Origin of the sequence: Nocardioides sp. SYSU D00065, from assembly GCF_017916425.1 — a bacterium.
GTDB lineage: Bacteria > Actinomycetota > Actinomycetes > Propionibacteriales > Nocardioidaceae > Nocardioides.
In genome coordinates, this window is sequence record NZ_JAFMSX010000004.1 from 79,821 (window position 1) to 96,809 (window position 16,989).

Below are 16,989 nucleotides of genomic sequence, written 5' to 3' on the forward strand. Positions count from 1 at the left end.
ACGGCCATGACAGCCCTCGGCACCAGCGCCACCACCACACTGGACAGGAACAAGGAGAACGTGAAGGCCTTCTACGACCTCATGTTCAACCAGAACCGACCCGCCGAAGCCATCGAGAAGTACGCCGGGGACGACTACATCCAGCACAACCCCCACGTGGGCGACGGCAAGCAGGCATTCATCGACTACTTCAACCGCATGGCAGCCGAGTACCCCGGCAAGCACGTCGAGTTCGTCCGCTCCTTCGCCGAAGGCAACCACGTCATCCTTCACTGCCACCAGACCTGGCCCGGCGACCTCGAATACGCAGGCATCGACATCTTCCGCCTCGACGACAACGGCAAGGTCGTCGAACACTGGGACGTGCTCCAACCCCTACCCGAGCACCCCAACAACCCCAACGGGATGTTCTGATGTCCGAGCCCAGCCAACTGCCTTGCCTCTGCGAGTGGACCCGCGAACCCGGTCGCACCTGGCGCCAGAATGCCTGGACGGGCCTCAAGGCTCGCGTCCACCGCTGGAGGCACAACGCAAACCGCTCATAGGAGGATCCCGCCGAGACTGAGCGTCACTGGCGATGCCGTCCGCAGATCGGCAGATCCGGTCACCGCTGACCCACCCTGCGCACAACCCGGCGCTCACGAGCGGCCCTTGCCGCGACCAGTAGCTCGAGCAGGTCGAGCCGGAACCATCGTCGCCCGCCGGCGACCGTGCACGGCACCTGCCCACGCGCCGCCCGGCCCTTGATCGCGACCTCTGTGCAGCCCAGGACCGCCGCTGCCGCAGGGGCGAGCAGCCACTCGTGCTCGTCGTTTGGCGGCCGCGGCCCGATCGGCGCGGGCCGAAGTTGCCGCTCTTCGCGCTCAGCTACTGCTGCGGCACGCGCCGCCGCGAGCTCGAGAACCGCGACCCGGGACAGCGACGGGCGTCCCGCGCGCGGGGTGAGGTCGCCGCGCCGGACCATCTTCGGCACCGCGCTGACGTGCACTCCGAGCAGTTCCGCTGCCTCGCGCTGCGTCACCCAGGCGGTGCCGTCAGACATGGTCGCCACGCTAGACCAGTTCGCGGCCGGGTCAGTCTTTAGTTGCAGAAGGGGGCGAAGCGCCCCCGACGTGAACGTGTCGGTGGCACCGTGCGCCCGCAAGCACTGCCACGACCCACGGGGAGAACCATGCTCAAGCACCTATCCAAAGCGCTGACGCTCCTTGTTATCGCGCTCAGCTTCGCCAGCCTGACCCAGTCGCCAGCCGGCGCCACCAAGATGCTCGACCGCGACTGCGGCGACTTCCCGAGCCAGGCCGCCGCTCAGAACTTCTTCAACAGCCTCGCGGGTGACCCGCACGGCCTCGACGCCGACGGCAACGGCATCGCCTGCGAGTCCAACCCGTGCCCGTGCATCGGCCGCGGCAACCCCGGACCGCAGAACCCGACCAACCCGCCGCCGCAGCAGCCGGCGCCCGACCCCATCCGCCGGGAGACCGGCAACGTCACTGCGATCGTTGACGGCGACACCCTCAAGGTCCGCCTCCGCAACGGACCCATCGTGTCCGTCCGCATGCTCGGCATCAACACGCCCGAGCGTGGCCGCTGCGGCTACGGCGAAGCCAGTGACAACCTCCGCAAGCTCGCCCCAGTCGGGTCGACCGTCCACCTGGTCTCCGACCGCACCCAGGCGCTCAAGGACCGCTACGGCCGTCTCCTGCGCTACGTCGCGCGCCAGGGTGGCTTCAAAGATCTGTCCTACCGTCAGGCGTGGAACGGCTTCACCAAGCCCTACGTCTTCGGCGGCAAGCCCGTCGCTCGCCACCGCGACTACGTCCGCGCCATCAACAACGCGCGCAACAACGCCCGCGGCCTCTGGAGTGGCTGCTGGTGACCTGACCTTCACAAGGCCCCGACCCGCGACCCAGCGGGTCGGGGCCTTCGTCGCTACGCAGGAGAGCCAGCCACGATCAGCACTCGGCTCGCCGCCGGTCATGCTTCCTAAGACGGCTCGGCCTTGCGGCCAGCGGTCACCACAGCGGCGCGCGGGATCACGTAGTCACGGCCCACCTGGGTAGCAGGCAGCGACCGCTCCTTGATCCGCTGCAGCACGCGCTGCCTCGACACGCCCAGCAGCTCGGCTGCTTCCGACACACTCACCAGCTCGGGCGTGGGAGCCCACCCCTGGCGCGTGTCGAACTCGTCCTCAGTCATGGCCTCGCAGACGATCGCGTGAGCCCCCATGGCGGCCTCGACGACCGCGACCGCGGACGCCACGGCCTGGCGCAGCGACTGCCCGGGCACGCTCAGCGTCGCAGAGCGGAACCCGCGAGCGCTGTTGCCGAGCGCGGGACTGAACGCCTCGAGCTCGTCGGTGATGCGGTCGACGTCGGCTGCGACCAGCGGCTTCTTGTCGTCGACCTCGATGGTGACGGTGTAGTTCTGCATGTTCCGGTCCTCGATCCCTTGGTCCTAGAGTGGCGGGTCGAGGACCGGGGCGATAACCGCGCCCCGGTCCTCTTCATGTCCGCCTACGGCGGCCACTTGAACCCGGCCCTACGAGCCTTGGCGATGCCGTTCTTCATGGCCCGCCAGTCGCTCGCCGTGCCGGAGAACGTCGTCACCAGCCGCCCCTCGCGGTACACCATCAGGTGTCCCTTGCGGGTGACCTCGACGTCGAAGCCCTGAGCCTTCAGCGCCTTGACGACCTTCTTCATGTCCTTGTCCATATCTTCCACCTCCTCTCGCTTACTGACAAGTCAATTGTATCACATGGCTTGTCATATGACAAGGTCGGAAGACCGGCCCGTCGCGCCGCTGTCGGTCGGCTTCCCTACGGTCCGGCGACATGACTGAACTGACCGCCTAAGACCAGGCCGTGCTCAACTTCGAACGGCAGTGGTGGAAGTACGCCGGCGCCAAGGAAGCGGCCATCCGCGCCACCTTTGACTGCTCCCCCACCCGCTACTACCAGCAGGTGAACGCGATCATCGACAAGCCCGAGGCGCTCGCCCACGACCCGCTCGTGGTCCGCCGACTCCGCCGACTGCGGTCGGCTCGAGCGCGCCAGCGCAGCGCGCGACGGCTGCAGCTCGACGCCTGAGCCGCGAGCCGTGCGCCCGCCGTGCGCCCGCACCCCATTCCGACGGCGACGTCATGGACGCCCACGACACGCACGTCGAGCGGCGCTGACGGGGTCCCCCTCGTCACCTGCAGGTGTCCGCTCGTTGACACGGAAGAGGTCACTGGTTCAAACCCAGTATCGCCCACCAGCACTCATGCAGACGAGAGGCCGGTTCCCGTGCGGGAACCGGCCTTTCGCGCACGTTGGACTCCATCCCGCCGTGGGGATCTGTCGCAGGCCCCGCTCAGTTCTCGTTCAATCCCTGCTTGCGCGAGTCGAGGGCGTCCTCGTCATGCTCAAGGGCGTTGATGTCGGCCTCTGCTGAGGACGCTCCGAGGACTCGCAGCACCTAGCGGTCCACATCCAGCTCCCAGCGGCTGTACCACTCGGTGCCGAGCAGCTTGGTGCGTACGTCGGGCGCCATGGCAGCAATCAGTCCCGGCAGGGCGCCGCGCTGCACCTCGGACCGGTGGCACAGGATCGCATCGATCTTCTTGTCGAGCCATGGCGTCACGTCGATGGTCAACGTGACCTGCTCGTCCGGAACGCTGTACCTGGCTCGCCCAGGTCCGATGGCGGTCACGAGGGTCGGCAGGGCTGAGTGCGGGTGGGTCGCGAGGTAGAGGTGTCGCGCGGCCCAGGGCGGGCCTGCCTCCGGATGCAGGCCGTTCGCCGCTGCTGCGCGAGCCGCGACGACGGTCGCTCGGTGCGTCCGGCGGTGATCGCGATGCCCGGTGACCCCGCCGTACGCGTCGTGAGTCACGATCGTGTCCGGGCGGAAGTCGCGGATGTGCTCGACCAGCTTCGCCACCACCTCCTCGAGGGGCGCGTCGCAGAGGCGTGGACGGTCCATCGCCGACTCAGGTACGTGCGCGTCGGCATAGCCGAGGAGCCTGGGCGGGTCCGCCCCGAGAGTCAGGAGCGCCTCGGCCAGCTCGATCGCGCGACGACTTTCCGCACCCCAGGTCGGCGTCACCACGGCCGCCCGTCCCCCGAGGCTCGCGGTACGGGCGATCAACCCGCCGGCGGACAACGACTCATCGTCAGGATGCGCGAAGACCGCCAGCACGCTCGGCACCGTCATGCGAGCCATCTTCCACAGGTGCCGCGGGGACGTGCACGACAGGTGGCGAAACGACAGGCCTGACGCGACCCACGAGCCGGATGTGACCCTGACAGCGGTGACCCGGTGGGAGACTCGCTGGTATGACCGAGCTCGACCACGCGACGGCACTGCGCCTGGGTGGGTGGGACCCGCGGTACGCCGTCGTGCTGGCGACGGCCGCCCGCGACGGAGTCGCTGCGGCCCTGGTGGACACGAACGGCGACGGCGCGGACGTCGACCTCGACGAGTACAAGCAGGGACCGGACGGGCGCTGGGTCGAGGTGAGCAGCGGCAACTGCGACGACAGCGGCGCGTTCTCGACGGGCTACATGGCGCTGGCGTGGGGCCGAGCCGGTCCGCGAGCCACCGTCGAGGTCGAGCACGACGCAGTCAGGTACACCGTCCAGGCCTCCGATGCAGGATGGTGGATGTTCGTGGTCCCCAGCCGCTCCACCGAGGAGCCGAAGGTCGTGTCGCGCGACGGGCCAGGCGCTTGACGATCGGACCTCAGATTCAAGGGGTCGCTCGTGCCGCAACCAAAGCCGCGCTCGTGCAAGCATGTCCCCCAGCACGCGCCGACGGAGGAACGCATGGGACCAGGGTCGGCTGCTCGGATGGCCGTCGTCGGACTCGTCTGCCTGCTCGGGACGGGTTGCTCCGTCGTGGGCGAGCGTCCCGGCACCTCGCCGGAGGATGGCGCGGGCGTGGTCGATGGTCCGCTCCTGACATCCGTGGGGGCGTCGGAGGAGGGCATGTTCGCCCAGGTTTCGGGGCGGCTGCAGTTCAGGAGTGATTGTCTGCTCTTGGGCGGTACGCCGGTCGTGTGGCCCGAGGGCACGTCGTGGAGTCGACCGATCCTCACCATCCCCGGTGGTGACGAGGTCGAGGTCGGTCAGCGCGTCGAAGGCGGTGGCGGCTACCTCGACCTCGACGCGGTCACCCGGTCTTTCGGGGAGGACGTGGCACGGGAGGCCCGGCGCTGCCTCGGCGGCACGGGCGAGATCGCGGTCTTCAATCCAGGATGGGAAGTGCGCCGCGTCGGCTAGGCGCCTGACAAGGCAACGTCCGGAGCGGCGGCCATCCGCGAAGCGGACGCCTCGGGTGCGATGGTGGCAGGGTGACGACATGAAGGCGTTCGTGCTCGTCGGCGGCTGGCCCGGGTCCGGCAAGACGACCTTGTCGCGCGCCTTGGCGTCGGAGCTGCGGGTCCCGTACTTGTCGAAGGACACGGTCAAGGAAGCCCTCATGGACGCCCTGGGTGCGCCGGCCACTGTCGAGCAGTCCCGTGAGCTGGGACGAGCAGCAGTGTTCGCGGTCCTCGGTGCCGCACGGGGTTGCCCCGGGGCAGTCATCGACAGCACCTGGTACCCGTATGCCGAACCCCTGGTACGCGCGCTCCCCGGACCGGTCGTCGAGGTGAGATGCCGCGTCGCGGTCGACGTCGCCCGGGACCGGTTCCGCAACCGTCTCAGGGATGGGCGTCACCTCGACCACCTGCGTGCGGAGGCCGAGCTGTGGAGCAGCGAGGTGCTTCCGCTCGGCGCGGGACCGTTGGTCGAGGTCAACACCCACGAACCGGTCGACATCGCCCGGGTGGCGGCTTTGATCCGGTCCTCGCTCGCGGATGGGGCGCCGGCCTGACCGGGCTGCAGGCCCGCTCCACGGCCGGAGGGGGCAGAGGCACCGGCGGTGGAGATCCGGACAAGGTCCGACCTGGGCAGGGGGAGCCGCTACGCATCGCCAGCGCCGTCCTCCTCGATCTCCCGATACACGTGCATGAGGCGGTCCGCCGCGGGTGCGTCGTCGTCCGCGACCGCGGATGCGAGTCCGGAGAGCGTCTTCCAGAGCGCCCAGCCTCGCCCACGCGCCCAGCTGGCGTCATCGACTCGGAGCCGGTCCTTGAGGACCTGCCGACCTGGTTCGGCCAGCAGAGTCCAGGCGACCGCAAGGTCACATGACGGATCGCCGACGCCGCAAGTGCCGAAGTCGATGACTCCCGCGAGTTGCCCGTCACGCAGCAGCAGGTTGCCCGCTGCCAGGTCGCCGTGGAACCAGGCGTCGACACCGTCCCACGGGGCGGCGAGCGCGGCGGCCCATACGTCGAGGGCGCGGCCGACGTCGATGTGATCGGTCAGGGCGCCCAAGGCCCTACGAGCCGTCGCGTCATAGGTGAGAAGGGTCGCGCCGCGGTACCAGTTGTGGATGCCCGGCTGCGGCCCGTCCGCCGCTTCGATGTCGCGCAATGACAGAATGAAGTCGGCCAGTTGCTCGGCGAGAAGCAACTGGTCAGCGACACCGCTCGTGGTCGCCGTAGAGCCATCGAGCCAGTCGTAGATGGACCACGGGAACGGGTAGCCCGAGCCAGGCACACCCCGACCGCGCACGGTTGGAACTGGAACGGGCAGGCGTGGAGCCAGGCGGGGGAGCCACTGTCGCTCCTTCTCCACGGCCAACGCATACTGCGCAGCGCTGGGCATACGCACCGACAGGTCGTCACCCAAGCGGAACGTGTAGTTGTCCCACCCCGGGTCATCGACCGGCTCGACGGTGAGGTTCGACCACTGCGGGAACTGGCGCGCGACGAGGTGCCGTACGATCTCCAGATCGACCGTGATGCGCTCAGGCGGCGGACCCAAGTCCGGCACCTGCACGCCGCTGCTAGCGCTGGCCCGCTCCATGTCCTGGACGCTATCGAGTAGACAACCGGCGCGACATCCGACTTCCCGCATGAGGAGCGCAGGTCAGGACAGCTTCGGACCGCTCTCAGTCAGCGATGTAGCCCGTCGCCGGGTCGATCTGCTGGAGGAACGACCTGATCTGGGCAACCAATGCCTGGTCGTCCATGTGTGGTCCGTTGCCGGAGAACCCGTAGCCGGAGTTCGGGCCGGTGATCCAGTCGAAGTCGTAGCCCTGGTGGTGCTCACTGGGTCGCACCTCGAACACCTCGCCGTCGACCGTCAGGCGACGCGCTCCCTCTGGCGTACTCATGTGGCAGATCAGAACTCGTAGCCGAACTCGCGGATGGTCCGTGCGAACCGCTGGGCGACGATGTCGGCATCACCCGGACCGTAGAGCTCGCGGTAGTGCGGGCCGCTCCCCTGCTTGGCGTGCGGGAGGTCCAGCGGGAGGCCGAGCCGGCGCGAGATGTCGGCCACCGCCGCGGGCAGCTCCTCGTAGCGGTAGACCTCGTCCACGACCACGCGGCCGCCAATGCGGTAGAGGCGCTCGTTGAGCGCGAGCCTGTCGAGCCGACGTGGCGTACGCACGAACTCGGCGAAGGTCTTGGTGAAGCTCGGCTTGCGGGAGCTGTAGCGGTAGGAGGAGGCGACCACGTCGAACGGGTTCCGCTCGACCGCGAACGTGAAGTACGCGTCCCAGGTCCTGCGACCGATGACCTCGATGACCCGGCGCGCCCCCATGTGGGCGTACGAGCTCGGCTCGGTGTCGTCGTTCTGCGGCCCGACTCCCCCGGCGGCCGCGCGGAGCTCCTCGTCGGCGGGACTGATCCGGGTGACGATGTCGTCGGGCCCGCAGTGGCGCGACAGCGCGATCTCGAGGCTGGTGCCGGCGGTCTTGCGGGTCTTGACGAAAACGAACCGGTGGGCGTGGGAGGCGATCACGACCGGGCCTAGTCCTCGTCGGCGAGGTCCTCGCCGTGGGTGCCGGGGCGTGGTGCCCACGGCAGCTCCTTGGCCGGGCGTACGACGATCAGCCGGTCGCCGCGGGCGAGCAGGGACACCACCGGGTCGAAGTAGCGGTACACCTTCTCGTCGCGGATGACCGCGATCACCTGGTCGGGCAGCGACTGTGGCTGCTTGCCGACCTCGGTGACCAGCAGGTCGCGCTCGGCGACCTCGAGACCCTCGCCGTACGTCATGAGGTCCTCCATCACCGAGCCGAGCATCGGCGACATGGACGACAGGCCCAGGAGCCGCCCGACGGCGTCGGAGGAGGTGATGACGGAGTCGGCGCCGGACTGGCGCATCAGCGGCACGTTCTCGTGCTCGCGCACCGACGCCACGATCCAGGCGTCGGGGTTGAGCTGACGCACGGTGAGGGTCACCAGCACGTTGGAGTCGTCGCGGTCGGTGGTGATGATGACGTGCGTCGCCTTCTCGACGCCCGCCTGGCGCAGCACGCCCCGGCGGGTCGCGTCCCCGACGATGCCGACGAGCTGGTCGCGGTTCGCCTCCTCCATCGCGACGAGGCCCGGGTCGACCACGACGATCGCGGAGCGCTCGTAGCCGTTGTTGAGGAGCGTCTCGATCGCGCTGCGGCCCTTGGTGCCGTAGCCCACGACGACGACGTGCTCGTCCATCTTCTTCCTCCACCGGGAGACCCGGAACATCTCGCGTCCCTGCGAGGCGAGGACCTCCAGGGTGGTGCCGATCAGCAGGACCAGGAAGGCGATGCGCGCCGGCGTGATGACCAGCGCGTTGACCAGCCGGGCCTGCTCGGAGACCGGCGCGATGTCGCCGTATCCCGTCGTGCTCAGCGTGACGGTCGTGTAGTAGAACGCGTCGAGCAGGGTCAGCGTGTTCGTCGGGTCGTTGCCGTCGCGGTAGCCCTCGCGGTCGACGTAGACGAGCAGGACCGTCCCGACCAGGATCGCCAGGGCCGCCAGCACCCGTCGGCCGAGCTCCCACCACGGCGACCTGACGCGGTCGGGCAGGGACACCCGCCCCCGGCTGGGGTGGTCGGTCTCGGGGCGCACGGTCAGGAGTCTCGCACGCTGATCCGCTCGCGCAGTCGCTGCACCAGCTCGAGCCGCGCGCGCGTCGTGCTCTTTTGCGGGAACACCGTGTCGAAGGCCGCGTTGACCGCCGCGCCGATCAGTACGGCCAGGGCCAGCAGGTAGAGCCAGAGCAGCACGGCGATCGGCGCTGCCAGTGGACCGTAGATCGACCGCGACTCCGCCGCGGTCACCGTCAGCACCCAGCGCAGGACGTAGGAGCCCGCGATCCAGCAGAAGAGCGCGAAGGCGGCGCCGGGCAGGTTGAAGCTCCAGCTCGTCCGCACCGGGACGGACACGTGGTAGAGCGTGGCGAGGAAGCAGATGCACACCGCCAGCACGACCGGCCAGTAGAGGCTGTTGAGGAAGTCGAGCCGCTGGGGCACCACCCGGTCCACGAGCGACGGTCCGGCGACCACGAGCGGGATGCTGACGGCACCGGTGACCATCGCCAGGGCGTAGAGCACGAAGGACAGCGCGCGCGTCGCGACGATCCCGCGGTGGCCACCGAGGCCGTGCATGATCGTGATGGTGTCGACGAACACGTTGAGGGCACGCGAGCCGGACCACAGGGCGAGCACGAAGCCGATCGAGATCACGTCGTAGCGACCTCCGCGCAGCACCTCGTTGATCGTCGGCTCGATGATCCGGTCGACGGCGCGGTCGGTCAGCGCCTGGCGCGAGACCTCCAGGACCGCGTTGCTGACGTCTTGGATCTGGGTCGCGGTGAACCGTTCGCTGACGAAGCCGATCGCTCCCGCCAGGGCGAACACGAGCGGCGGCACCGAGAGCACCGCGAAGAACGCGGCCTCGGCGGCGAGACCGGTGACCCGGTGCCGCAGGCACGACCCGACGGTCGTGACGACGATGCGCCACAGGTGCCCGCGCCAGCGGCGTACGACGGCCCCGGCCCGGCGCGGGGCAACAGTGTCCTCGCGCGCCTCGACCATGGCGCCACCGTAACGATCGCGCACCGCCCGACGAGGGACGCGGCCCTGGAGCAACCGCGCGCCGGTGTTCGCGACCTCACCCCTGCAGGGCGGCGCCCACCACCTCGCGCGCCTCGTCCTGCACCTGGGCCAGGTGGTCGGGCCCGCGAAAGGACTCCGCGTAGATCTTGTAGACGTCCTCGGTCCCGCTGGGTCGGGCGGCGAACCACGCCGACTCCGTGGTGACCTTGAGCCCGCCGATCTTCGCGCCGTTGCCCGGCGCCTCGGTCAGCTTGCCGGTGATCGGCTCGCCCGCGAGCTCGGTGGCCGTGACGGCGTCGGGCGAGAGCGCGCCCAGGCGCGCCTTCTGCTCCCGGTCGGCAGGGGCGTCGATGCGGGCGTACGCAGGGTCGCCGTGGCGGGCGACGAGCTCGGCGTAGTGCTCGCTGGGCGTCCGGCCGGTCGAGGCGAGGATCTCGCTCGCGAGCAGCGCCAGCAGGATGCCGTCCTTGTCGGTCGTCCAGGTCGAGCCGTCGCGGCGCAGGAACGACGCGCCCGCGGACTCCTCGCCCCCGAAGCCGAACGAGCCGTCCATCAGGCCGGGCACGAACCACTTGAAGCCGACGGGCACCTCGACCAGCGGCTTGCCGATGGACTCGGCCACCCGGTCGATCATCGAGCTCGAGACGAGGGTCTTGCCGATGCGGGCGGACTCCGGCCACCCGGGGCGCGCGCCTCCGAAGAGGTGCGCGATGGCGACGGCGAGGAAGTGGTTGGGGTTCATCAGGCCGGCGTCGGGAGTGACGATGCCGTGCCGGTCGGCGTCCGCGTCGTTGCCGGTGGCGATGGCGTACTCGTCCTTGCGCCGCACCAGCGACGCCATGGCGTGCGGCGAGGAGCAGTCCATCCGGATCTTGCCGTCCCAGTCGAGCGTCATGAACCGCCATGTCGGGTCGACCAGCGGGTTGACCACGGACAGGTCGATGCGGTGACGCTCCGCGATCTCGCCCCAGTAGGCCACGCTCGCTCCGCCGAGCGGGTCGGCGCCGATGCGGATCCCGGCGTCGCGCACCGCGTCCAGGTCCAGCACCTGCGGCAGGTCGTCGACGTACGCGCCGAGGAAGTCGTAGGTGCCAGCTGCGGCCCGCGCCCGGGCGAACGCGACCCGGCGAACGCCCTCGATGTTGCCGCGGATCAGCTCGTTGGCGCGCGCCGCGATGACGGTGGTGGCATCGGTGTCGGCCGGGCCGCCGTGCGGCGGGTTGTACTTGAAGCCGCCGTCGGCGGGCGGGTTGTGCGACGGGGTGACCACGATGCCGTCGGCCAGCCCCCCGCCCGTCGTACGGCCCTGGTTGGCGCGCAGGATGGCGTGGCTGACCGCCGGGGTCGGGGTGAAGCCGTCACGCTCGTCGACGAGCACGGTCACGTCGTTGGCGACGAGCACCTCCAGCGCCGTCGACCAGGCCGGCTCGGAGAGCGCGTGGGTGTCGCGCCCCATGAACAGCGGTCCGTCGTAGCCCTGCTCACGGCGGTAGTCGCAGATGGCCTGCGTGGTCGCGGCGATGTGGACCTCGTTGAACGACGTCGTCAGCGAGCTGCCGCGGTGGCCGCTGGTGCCGAAGGCGACCTGCTGGGACACGTCGGCGGGATCGGGCTGGAGGTCGAAGTAGGCCGTGACCAGGTGGGAGACGTCCACCAGGTCCTCGGTGCGGGCGGGCTGTCCGGCTCTCTCGTGGGTGGCCATGGACCCATCTTGGTGGGTCGGCCCGGCGCCGTCGAGAAAGGGTGCGCCTCACTGTCGATCCGGGCAGGCTTCACCCGTCATGGTGGTGAGGCCGCAGTCCTGCGGCCGCGACATCGAAGGAGCCGACCACCCGATGAGCCGCTACCTGATCCTGCTTCCCGCCCCCGAGGACGAGTGGGCCGACCTGCCACCCGAGGTGCACGAGAAGGGACACCGGTCGCACGGCACCTTCCACGAGGACCTCCGGGCCGGCGGCCACACCCTCGTCGTCGGTGGCCCGCTGGAGCCCTCGGACCGGGCGACGTCGATGCGTCCGGACGGCGACGGCGGCGTGCTGGTCACCGATGGTCCGTTCAGCGAGACCGTGGAGCAGGTCGTGGGCTTCTACCTCGTCGAGTCCGACGACGAGGCCGACCTGCGAGCCGCCTGCGAGCGGTTCGCGGGCCGTGGCGAGCACATCGAGTTCCGGCGCCTGGCCGAGTGAGAGGACCGACATGACCGACTACATCGTGCTGCTGCTGGGTGACACCGAGGCGTGGTGGGACACGCCCGAGGAGGAGAAGAAGGCGACGTACGACGTGCACGGCCGCTTCACCGAGGAGCTGGAGAGGCGCGGGCACACGATCATCGGCGGCGCCGAGCTGCCACGGGCCTCAGAGGCGAAGTCGCTCGCTCCCTACTCCGACGCCGTCACGGACGGTCCGTGGACCGAGACGACCGAGCAGCTGGGTGGCTACTACGAGGTCCGGACCGACGACCTCGACGACCTGATGGACGTGTGCAAGATCCTCTCCGCCACGGGCGACGCGGTCGAGGTGCACCGCAAGATCACCGGCGAGGAGGCATCGTGAAGCGCTATGTCGTCCTCATCGCCTACGGCAGGTCCGAGTGGGAGGGCGCCGACGAGGAGACGCGCGACTACTACTTCCGCGCACACGCAGCCTTCTCCGCGTACGTCGGCGAGCACGGCACCGAGCACGGCTCGGCGGCCCTCGCCGACCCGGAGCACGCGACGACGGTCCGTCGTGTCGGCCGGGCGCGGGACGGCGACGCCGTCGTGACCGAGGGCCCGTTCGCCGAGACCGCCGAGCAGGTCGGTGGCTACTACGACGTCGAGCTGCCTGACCTCGACCACGCGATCACGGCCGCTGGCCTGCTGCCGGCGGCGTACACCGTCGAGATCCGTCCGACCATCACGATCACCTGACCTACGAGAGAGGAGACGACGATGAGGTACCTGGTGCTGCTGATCGGCGATGGCGCGGAGAAGCCGTGGCCGGAGCAGACAGAGGAGGAGCAGGCAGCCGCGATGGCGAAGTTCGGGGAGTTCGACGCGGCGTGCCGGGCGCGCGAGGGAGTCGAGCTGCTGGCCGGCGAGGCGCTGTCCGACCCGCGCGACGCCACCGTGATGCGAACGACCGCCGGCCGGGTCGAGCTGACCGACGGCCCCTACGCCGAGGTGATCGAGGGCATGGGCGGGTTCTACCTGCTCGAGGCACCCGACCTGGACGTGGTCGTCGAGCTGCTGCAGGTGCTGCCGCCGTACGACATCCAGATCCACCCCACCGTCGACGTGACCGTCTGAGACGCCCGGGTCCGTGCAGCAGCTCGAGGAGGTCGTGCGGGAGGAGTGGGGTCGCCTCGTGGCCCTGCTCCTGTCGCAGTTCCGCCGGCTCGACCTCGTCGAGGACGCCCTCGCGGACGCGGTCGAGGCCGCCAGCCGCACCTGGCCGGTCGACGGCACACCTGCCAATCCGGCCGCCTGGCTGCTCACGGCCGCGCGCCGGCGCGTGGTCGACCGGCTGCGCACCGAAGATGTGGCACGGCGCAAGGAGCCGCTGCTGCGCACCGACGCCGAGCACCACCAGCGAGGAACCCGCACCATGGCCGACAGCGGCAGCCTGGTCGAGGACGACGTCCTGCGCCTGGTGCTGATGTGCGCCCACCCGGCGCTGGCCCCCGAGGCCGCCAGCGCCCTGAGCCTCCGGCTGGTCCTCGGCGTGCCGACGGCCGACATCGCGCGGCTGTTCCTGGTGCCCGAGCCGACCATGGCGGCGCGGATCACGCGCGCCAAGAAGCGCGTCGTCGGGGCCGGCATCCCGTTCGCGGTGCCGGACGCGTCCGTGCTGCCCGACCGGCTCGACACGGTCGCCCAGACCGCCTACCTCGCGTTCACGGCCGGCTACTCCCCCGGCACCGGTCCCGACCTGCTGCGCGCCGAGCTGTCCGGGGAGGCGATCCGCCTCGTGCGCGTCGTGCTCGCCCTGCGACCCGACGAGCCCGCGCTCGTCGCCCTGCTCGCCCTGGTGCTGCTGCAGCACTCGCGGCGCGACGCACGGACCCGCGACGGGCGCCTGGTGCTCCTCGCCGAGCAGGACCGCACCCGCTGGCACCACGACGAGATCGCGGAGGCCACCCGGCTGCTCGCCGCCCCGTGCCTCGCGCGGCCGATGACGCCGCTGGCCGCGTCGTACGCCGTCCAGGCGCGGATCGCCGCCGAGCACGCCACCGCACCGACCGCCGGGGACACCCGGTGGGACCGCATCGTGCAGTGGTACGACCTGCTGCTGCAGGTGGCGCCGTCGCCGTCGGCGGGTCTGGCCCGGGCCGTCGCGGTGGCGGAGGACCGCGGCCCGGCCGCCGGGCTGGACGCCCTCGAGGGGCTGGAGATCCCCGGCAGCCACCGACCCGCGGCGGTCCGGGCCGAGCTGCTCGCCCGCGCCGGGGACACTGACGCCGCGCGGGCGGCGTACGACCAGGCCGTCGCGGCGTGCCGCAACGAGGTGGAGCGGGCGTTCCTCGTAGGACGCCGCGACGAGCTGTGAGCTCAGCCCTCCGGCACGGGCTGCTGCTTGGCCAGCACCGTGAGCCCCTCGTCGACCACGAACCCGCGCGCGCGGTCGGCCTCCTGGTCCACGCCGATCTGCACGCCGGGGGGCACGACGACGCCCTTGTCGAGGATCGCGTTGCGCACGACCGCGCCCTCGCCGATGCGGACGCCGTCCATCAGCACCGAGTCGAAGACCGCGGCGCCGTCCTTGACCCAGACCGCGGGTGAGAGCACCGAGCGCTCGACCGTGCCGCCGCTGACGACGACGCCGGGAGACAGGATCGAGTTGTGCGTCGAGGCCCGGGAGCCGCTCGCGCCCTCGACGAGCTTGGCCGGCGGGTGCGGGCCATAGCTGGTGTAGATGGGCCACGCCGTGTTGTAGAGGTTGAAGACCGGGAGCGGTGAGACGAGGTCCATGTGCGCGGCGTAGTAGGAGCGCATCGTGCCCACGTCGCGCCAGTAGCCGCGGTCGCGGTCGGTCGCTCCCGGCACCTCGTTGTCCTTGTAGTCGTAGACCGCCGACTCCGCCTTGTCGACGAACCACGGCACGATGTCGCCGCCCATGTCGTGCTTGGACTGCTCGAGCTCGGCGTCGCGGGTGACGGCGTCACGCAGCGCGTCGGCGTCGAAGACGTAGTTGCCCATGCTGGCGAGGACCTCGCCGGGGGCGTCGGGGAGGCCGACGGGATCGGTGGGCTTCTCCAGGAACGCGCGGATCCGCTGCGGAGCCGCGGGATCGACGTCGATCACGCCGAACTGGTCGGCCAGGCCGATCGGCTGGCGGATCGCCGCGACGGTGCAGCCGGCGCCGGACTCCACGTGGTCGGCGACCATCTGCGCGAAGTCCATCCGGTAGACGTGGTCGGCGCCGACGACCACCACGATGTCGGGCTGCTCGTCGGTGAGCAGGTTGAGCGACTGGTAGATCGCGTCGGCGCTGCCGAGGTACCAGCGCTTGCCGACCCGCTGCTGGGCCGGTACCGGCGTGACGTAGTTGCCGAGCAGGTTGGACATCCGCCACGTGGTCGTGACGTGACGGTCGAGGCTGTGCGACTTGTACTGCGTCAGCACGACGACCTTGAGGTAGCCGGAGTTGACGACGTTGGACAGCGCGAAGTCGATCAGGCGGTAGATCCCGCCGAACGGCACCGCCGGCTTGGCCCGGTCGGCGGTCAGCGGCATCAGCCGTTTGCCCTCCCCGCCAGCCAGGACGACGGCGAGGACCTTCTTGCGACCGGGCGTGGCTGACATGGTGAGAAACTAGCCCCCCGGCAGGGCGCGGTGAACCACCCGCGGGGGCTAGGTTCGGCTCATGCGCATCGACGTCCTCAGCAAGGAGTACCCCCCGGAGGTCTACGGCGGGGCCGGCGTGCACGTCGCCGAGCTGGTCCGGGCGCTGCGTGTGCTGCCCGACGTGGACACCCGGGTGCGGTGCTTCGGCGCGCCGCGCGCGGAGGCCGGCACCACGGCGTACGCCGAGCCGGAGTCGCTCGTCGGCGCCAACCCGGCCATCCGCACGCTCGGCGTCGACCTGGTCATGGTCGACGACTGCGCCGGTGCCGACCTCGTGCACTCGCACACCTGGTACGCCAACATGGCCGGCCACCTCGCCGGGCTGATGCACGGCATCCCGCACGTCGTCAGCGCCCACTCGCTGGAGCCGATGCGCCCGTGGAAGGCCGAGCAGCTCGGCGGCGGCTACGCGCTGTCGAGCTGGGCCGAGCGCACGGCGTACGAGGGTGCGGCGGGCATCGTCGCGGTGAGCGCCGCGATGCGCGAGGACGTGCTCCGCAGCTATCCCTCGGTCGACCCCGACCGAGTCCACGTCGTGCACAACGGCATCGACACCACGCAGTGGGCGCCGCTCGCCGATCCCGACCGCGTCCGGCAGCTGGGTGTCGACCCCGACCGGCCGAGCGTCATCTTCGTCGGGCGCATCACCCGGCAGAAGGGCCTTCCGCTGTTCCTGCGCGCCGCCGCCGCGCTGCCGCCCGACGTGCAGCTCGTGCTCTGCGCGGGCGCGCCGGACACGCCGGAGATCGAGGCCGAGGTGCGCGGGCTCGTCGACGACCTGGCCGCTACCCGCTCGGGGGTCGTGTGGATCGCCGAGATGCTGCCCCGCCACGACGTGGTGGCGCTGCTGACCGCGGCCACCGTGTTCGCCTGCCCGTCGATCTACGAGCCGCTCGGGATCGTCAACCTCGAGGCGATGGCGTGCGAGACCGCGGTGGTCGCCACGGCGACCGGCGGCATCCCCGAGGTGGTCGTGCACGGCGAGACCGGCTGGCTGGTGCCGATCGAGCAGGCCACCGACGGCACCGGCACTCCCCTCGACCCCGAGCGCTACGTCGCCGACCTCGCCGCGGCCCTGACCGACGCGGTCAGCGACTCCGACCGCGCCCGCGCCTACGGCGAGGCCGGCCGGCGGCGCGCGGAGGAGTCGTTCAGCTGGGGATCGATCGCCGCTCGCACCCTGGAGCTGTACCGCTCGCTCGCGTAGACGCGCGGACGGACGAACCGAACGGTTGCGGCTGAGCGTGCGC

General features: G+C 70.6%; 23 protein-coding genes. 12 read left to right on the forward strand and 11 right to left on the reverse strand.

Features of this window, described 5'->3' with window-relative positions; all coding sequences use genetic code 11:
* Window positions 1-6 precede the first annotated feature (6 nt).
* Window positions 7-414: a nuclear transport factor 2 family protein gene (locus J3P41_RS15970; protein ID WP_210651365.1), complete on the forward strand. Its 408-nt coding sequence runs from the start codon at window positions 7-9 to the stop codon at window positions 412-414.
* 190 nt (window positions 415-604) lie between these two features.
* On the opposite strand, the gene J3P41_RS15975 is transcribed toward J3P41_RS15970, so the two are convergent.
* Window positions 605-1,042 carry a helix-turn-helix domain-containing protein gene (locus J3P41_RS15975; RefSeq protein WP_210651366.1) on the reverse strand — a complete coding sequence of 146 codons (438 nt, stop codon included), beginning with the start codon at window positions 1,040-1,042 and terminating at the stop codon, window positions 605-607.
* Window positions 1,043-1,171: 129 nt separating this feature from the next.
* On the opposite strand from J3P41_RS15975, the gene J3P41_RS15980 reads away from it, so the two are divergent.
* Window positions 1,172-1,876, forward strand: coding sequence for a thermonuclease family protein (locus J3P41_RS15980; protein WP_210651367.1), 705 nt, complete (start codon window positions 1,172-1,174; stop codon window positions 1,874-1,876).
* Window positions 1,877-1,983: 107 nt separating this feature from the next.
* Here J3P41_RS15980 and J3P41_RS15985 read toward each other — a convergent pair whose 3' ends face one another.
* Both J3P41_RS15985 and J3P41_RS15990 read right to left on the reverse strand, forming a co-directional pair.
* The gene (locus J3P41_RS15985; RefSeq protein WP_210651368.1) at window positions 1,984-2,430 is read right to left on the reverse strand and encodes an excisionase family DNA-binding protein; all 447 of its coding nucleotides are present in this window, start codon (window positions 2,428-2,430) and stop codon (window positions 1,984-1,986) included.
* An 83-nt stretch (window positions 2,431-2,513) separates the two neighbouring features.
* Entirely contained in the window at window positions 2,514-2,711 is a 198-nt protein-coding gene (locus J3P41_RS15990; protein WP_210651369.1) for a hypothetical protein, read from the reverse strand.
* Window positions 2,712-2,860: 149 nt separating this feature from the next.
* On the opposite strand from J3P41_RS15990, the gene J3P41_RS15995 reads away from it, so the two are divergent.
* Window positions 2,861-3,085: a DUF3263 domain-containing protein gene (locus J3P41_RS15995; RefSeq protein ID WP_307862033.1), complete on the forward strand. Its 225-nt coding sequence runs from the start codon at window positions 2,861-2,863 to the stop codon at window positions 3,083-3,085.
* Between the two features lie 370 nt (window positions 3,086-3,455).
* On the opposite strand, the gene J3P41_RS16000 is transcribed toward J3P41_RS15995, so the two are convergent.
* Window positions 3,456-4,190 carry a PIG-L deacetylase family protein gene (locus J3P41_RS16000; protein ID WP_210651370.1) on the reverse strand — a complete coding sequence of 245 codons (735 nt, stop codon included), beginning with the start codon at window positions 4,188-4,190 and terminating at the stop codon, window positions 3,456-3,458.
* Between the two features lie 122 nt (window positions 4,191-4,312).
* Between J3P41_RS16000 and J3P41_RS16005 the strand changes: the two genes are divergently transcribed.
* From J3P41_RS16005 to J3P41_RS16015, 3 genes are all read left to right on the forward strand, one after another.
* Complete coding sequence (locus tag J3P41_RS16005; RefSeq protein WP_210651371.1) at window positions 4,313-4,708, forward strand: hypothetical protein; 396 nt, start codon at window positions 4,313-4,315, stop codon at window positions 4,706-4,708.
* Between the two features lie 165 nt (window positions 4,709-4,873).
* On the forward strand, window positions 4,874-5,257 hold the full coding sequence (locus tag J3P41_RS16010; RefSeq protein WP_210651372.1) for a hypothetical protein: 384 nt from the start codon (window positions 4,874-4,876) through the stop codon (window positions 5,255-5,257).
* Between the two features lie 91 nt (window positions 5,258-5,348).
* A complete protein-coding gene (locus J3P41_RS16015) occupies window positions 5,349-5,852 on the forward strand; it encodes an AAA family ATPase (protein WP_210651374.1) in 504 nt (167 codons plus the stop codon).
* An 89-nt stretch (window positions 5,853-5,941) separates the two neighbouring features.
* Here the strand turns inward: J3P41_RS16015 and J3P41_RS16020 are convergent, their stop codons facing one another.
* From J3P41_RS16020 to pgm, 6 genes are all read right to left on the reverse strand, one after another.
* Complete coding sequence (locus tag J3P41_RS16020; protein ID WP_210651376.1) at window positions 5,942-6,889, reverse strand: aminoglycoside phosphotransferase family protein; 948 nt, start codon at window positions 6,887-6,889, stop codon at window positions 5,942-5,944.
* Window positions 6,890-6,974: 85 nt separating this feature from the next.
* Window positions 6,975-7,199, reverse strand: coding sequence for a hypothetical protein (locus tag J3P41_RS16025; protein ID WP_210651378.1), 225 nt, complete (start codon window positions 7,197-7,199; stop codon window positions 6,975-6,977).
* 8 nt (window positions 7,200-7,207) lie between these two features.
* Window positions 7,208-7,831, reverse strand: a complete 624-nt coding sequence (locus J3P41_RS16030) for a hypothetical protein (protein WP_210651380.1) — start codon at window positions 7,829-7,831, stop codon at window positions 7,208-7,210.
* Window positions 7,832-7,839: 8 nt separating this feature from the next.
* On the reverse strand, window positions 7,840-8,925 hold the full coding sequence (locus J3P41_RS16035) for an NAD-binding protein (RefSeq protein WP_307862034.1): 1,086 nt from the start codon (window positions 8,923-8,925) through the stop codon (window positions 7,840-7,842).
* 2 nt (window positions 8,926-8,927) lie between these two features.
* Complete coding sequence (locus J3P41_RS16040) at window positions 8,928-9,893, reverse strand: YihY/virulence factor BrkB family protein (protein ID WP_210651381.1); 966 nt, start codon at window positions 9,891-9,893, stop codon at window positions 8,928-8,930.
* A gap of 76 nt (window positions 9,894-9,969) precedes the next feature.
* Complete coding sequence (gene pgm / locus J3P41_RS16045; protein WP_210651383.1) at window positions 9,970-11,616, reverse strand: phosphoglucomutase (alpha-D-glucose-1,6-bisphosphate-dependent); 1,647 nt, start codon at window positions 11,614-11,616, stop codon at window positions 9,970-9,972.
* Between the two features lie 133 nt (window positions 11,617-11,749).
* On the opposite strand from pgm, the gene J3P41_RS16050 reads away from it, so the two are divergent.
* From J3P41_RS16050 to J3P41_RS16070, 5 genes are read left to right on the forward strand one after another with little or no spacing between them, the layout of a single operon-like run.
* Window positions 11,750-12,100 (forward strand): YciI family protein, encoded by a 351-nt coding sequence (locus J3P41_RS16050; RefSeq protein WP_210651389.1) that lies wholly within the window; start codon window positions 11,750-11,752, stop codon window positions 12,098-12,100.
* Window positions 12,101-12,110: 10 nt separating this feature from the next.
* Complete coding sequence (locus tag J3P41_RS16055) at window positions 12,111-12,467, forward strand: YciI family protein (protein WP_210651390.1); 357 nt, start codon at window positions 12,111-12,113, stop codon at window positions 12,465-12,467.
* On the forward strand, window positions 12,464-12,823 hold the full coding sequence (locus J3P41_RS16060) for a YciI family protein (RefSeq protein ID WP_210651392.1): 360 nt from the start codon (window positions 12,464-12,466) through the stop codon (window positions 12,821-12,823). Before J3P41_RS16055 ends, J3P41_RS16060 begins: the two co-directional genes overlap by 4 nt.
* A gap of 21 nt (window positions 12,824-12,844) precedes the next feature.
* Window positions 12,845-13,201: a YciI family protein gene (locus tag J3P41_RS16065; protein WP_210651394.1), complete on the forward strand. Its 357-nt coding sequence runs from the start codon at window positions 12,845-12,847 to the stop codon at window positions 13,199-13,201.
* Window positions 13,202-13,214: 13 nt separating this feature from the next.
* Window positions 13,215-14,441: an RNA polymerase sigma factor gene (locus tag J3P41_RS16070; RefSeq protein ID WP_210651396.1), complete on the forward strand. Its 1,227-nt coding sequence runs from the start codon at window positions 13,215-13,217 to the stop codon at window positions 14,439-14,441.
* Window positions 14,442-14,443: 2 nt separating this feature from the next.
* Here J3P41_RS16070 and glgC read toward each other — a convergent pair whose 3' ends face one another.
* Window positions 14,444-15,697 carry a glucose-1-phosphate adenylyltransferase gene (glgC, locus tag J3P41_RS16075; protein WP_210651398.1) on the reverse strand — a complete coding sequence of 418 codons (1,254 nt, stop codon included), beginning with the start codon at window positions 15,695-15,697 and terminating at the stop codon, window positions 14,444-14,446.
* 61 nt (window positions 15,698-15,758) lie between these two features.
* Here glgC and glgA point away from each other — a divergent pair, with 61 nt between their 5' ends.
* Window positions 15,759-16,946 (forward strand): glycogen synthase, encoded by a 1,188-nt coding sequence (glgA, locus tag J3P41_RS16080; RefSeq protein ID WP_210651400.1) that lies wholly within the window; start codon window positions 15,759-15,761, stop codon window positions 16,944-16,946.
* The last annotated feature ends 43 nt before the right edge of the window (window positions 16,947-16,989 follow it).

Excerpts from the sequence above, each read along its gene's own strand:
- J3P41_RS15970 (WP_210651365.1), top strand. The coding sequence starts at position 7 with ATGACAGCCCTCGGCACCAGCGCCACCACCACACTGGACAGGAACAAG.
- J3P41_RS15975 (WP_210651366.1), bottom strand. The coding sequence starts at position 1,042 with ATGTCTGACGGCACCGCCTGGGTGACGCAGCGCGAGGCAGCGGAACTG.
- J3P41_RS15980 (WP_210651367.1), top strand. The coding sequence starts at position 1,172 with ATGCTCAAGCACCTATCCAAAGCGCTGACGCTCCTTGTTATCGCGCTC.
- J3P41_RS15985 (WP_210651368.1), bottom strand. The coding sequence starts at position 2,430 with ATGCAGAACTACACCGTCACCATCGAGGTCGACGACAAGAAGCCGCTG.
- J3P41_RS15990 (WP_210651369.1), bottom strand. The coding sequence starts at position 2,711 with ATGGACAAGGACATGAAGAAGGTCGTCAAGGCGCTGAAGGCTCAGGGC.
- J3P41_RS16000 (WP_210651370.1), bottom strand. The coding sequence starts at position 4,190 with ATGACGGTGCCGAGCGTGCTGGCGGTCTTCGCGCATCCTGACGATGAG.
- J3P41_RS16005 (WP_210651371.1), top strand. The coding sequence starts at position 4,313 with ATGACCGAGCTCGACCACGCGACGGCACTGCGCCTGGGTGGGTGGGAC.
- J3P41_RS16020 (WP_210651376.1), bottom strand. The coding sequence starts at position 6,889 with ATGGAGCGGGCCAGCGCTAGCAGCGGCGTGCAGGTGCCGGACTTGGGT.
- J3P41_RS16025 (WP_210651378.1), bottom strand. The coding sequence starts at position 7,199 with ATGAGTACGCCAGAGGGAGCGCGTCGCCTGACGGTCGACGGCGAGGTG.
- J3P41_RS16040 (WP_210651381.1), bottom strand. The coding sequence starts at position 9,893 with ATGGTCGAGGCGCGCGAGGACACTGTTGCCCCGCGCCGGGCCGGGGCC.
- pgm (WP_210651383.1), bottom strand. The coding sequence starts at position 11,616 with ATGGCCACCCACGAGAGAGCCGGACAGCCCGCCCGCACCGAGGACCTG.
- J3P41_RS16050 (WP_210651389.1), top strand. The coding sequence starts at position 11,750 with ATGAGCCGCTACCTGATCCTGCTTCCCGCCCCCGAGGACGAGTGGGCC.
- J3P41_RS16055 (WP_210651390.1), top strand. The coding sequence starts at position 12,111 with ATGACCGACTACATCGTGCTGCTGCTGGGTGACACCGAGGCGTGGTGG.
- J3P41_RS16065 (WP_210651394.1), top strand. The coding sequence starts at position 12,845 with ATGAGGTACCTGGTGCTGCTGATCGGCGATGGCGCGGAGAAGCCGTGG.
- glgC (WP_210651398.1), bottom strand. The coding sequence starts at position 15,697 with ATGTCAGCCACGCCCGGTCGCAAGAAGGTCCTCGCCGTCGTCCTGGCT.
- glgA (WP_210651400.1), top strand. The coding sequence starts at position 15,759 with ATGCGCATCGACGTCCTCAGCAAGGAGTACCCCCCGGAGGTCTACGGC.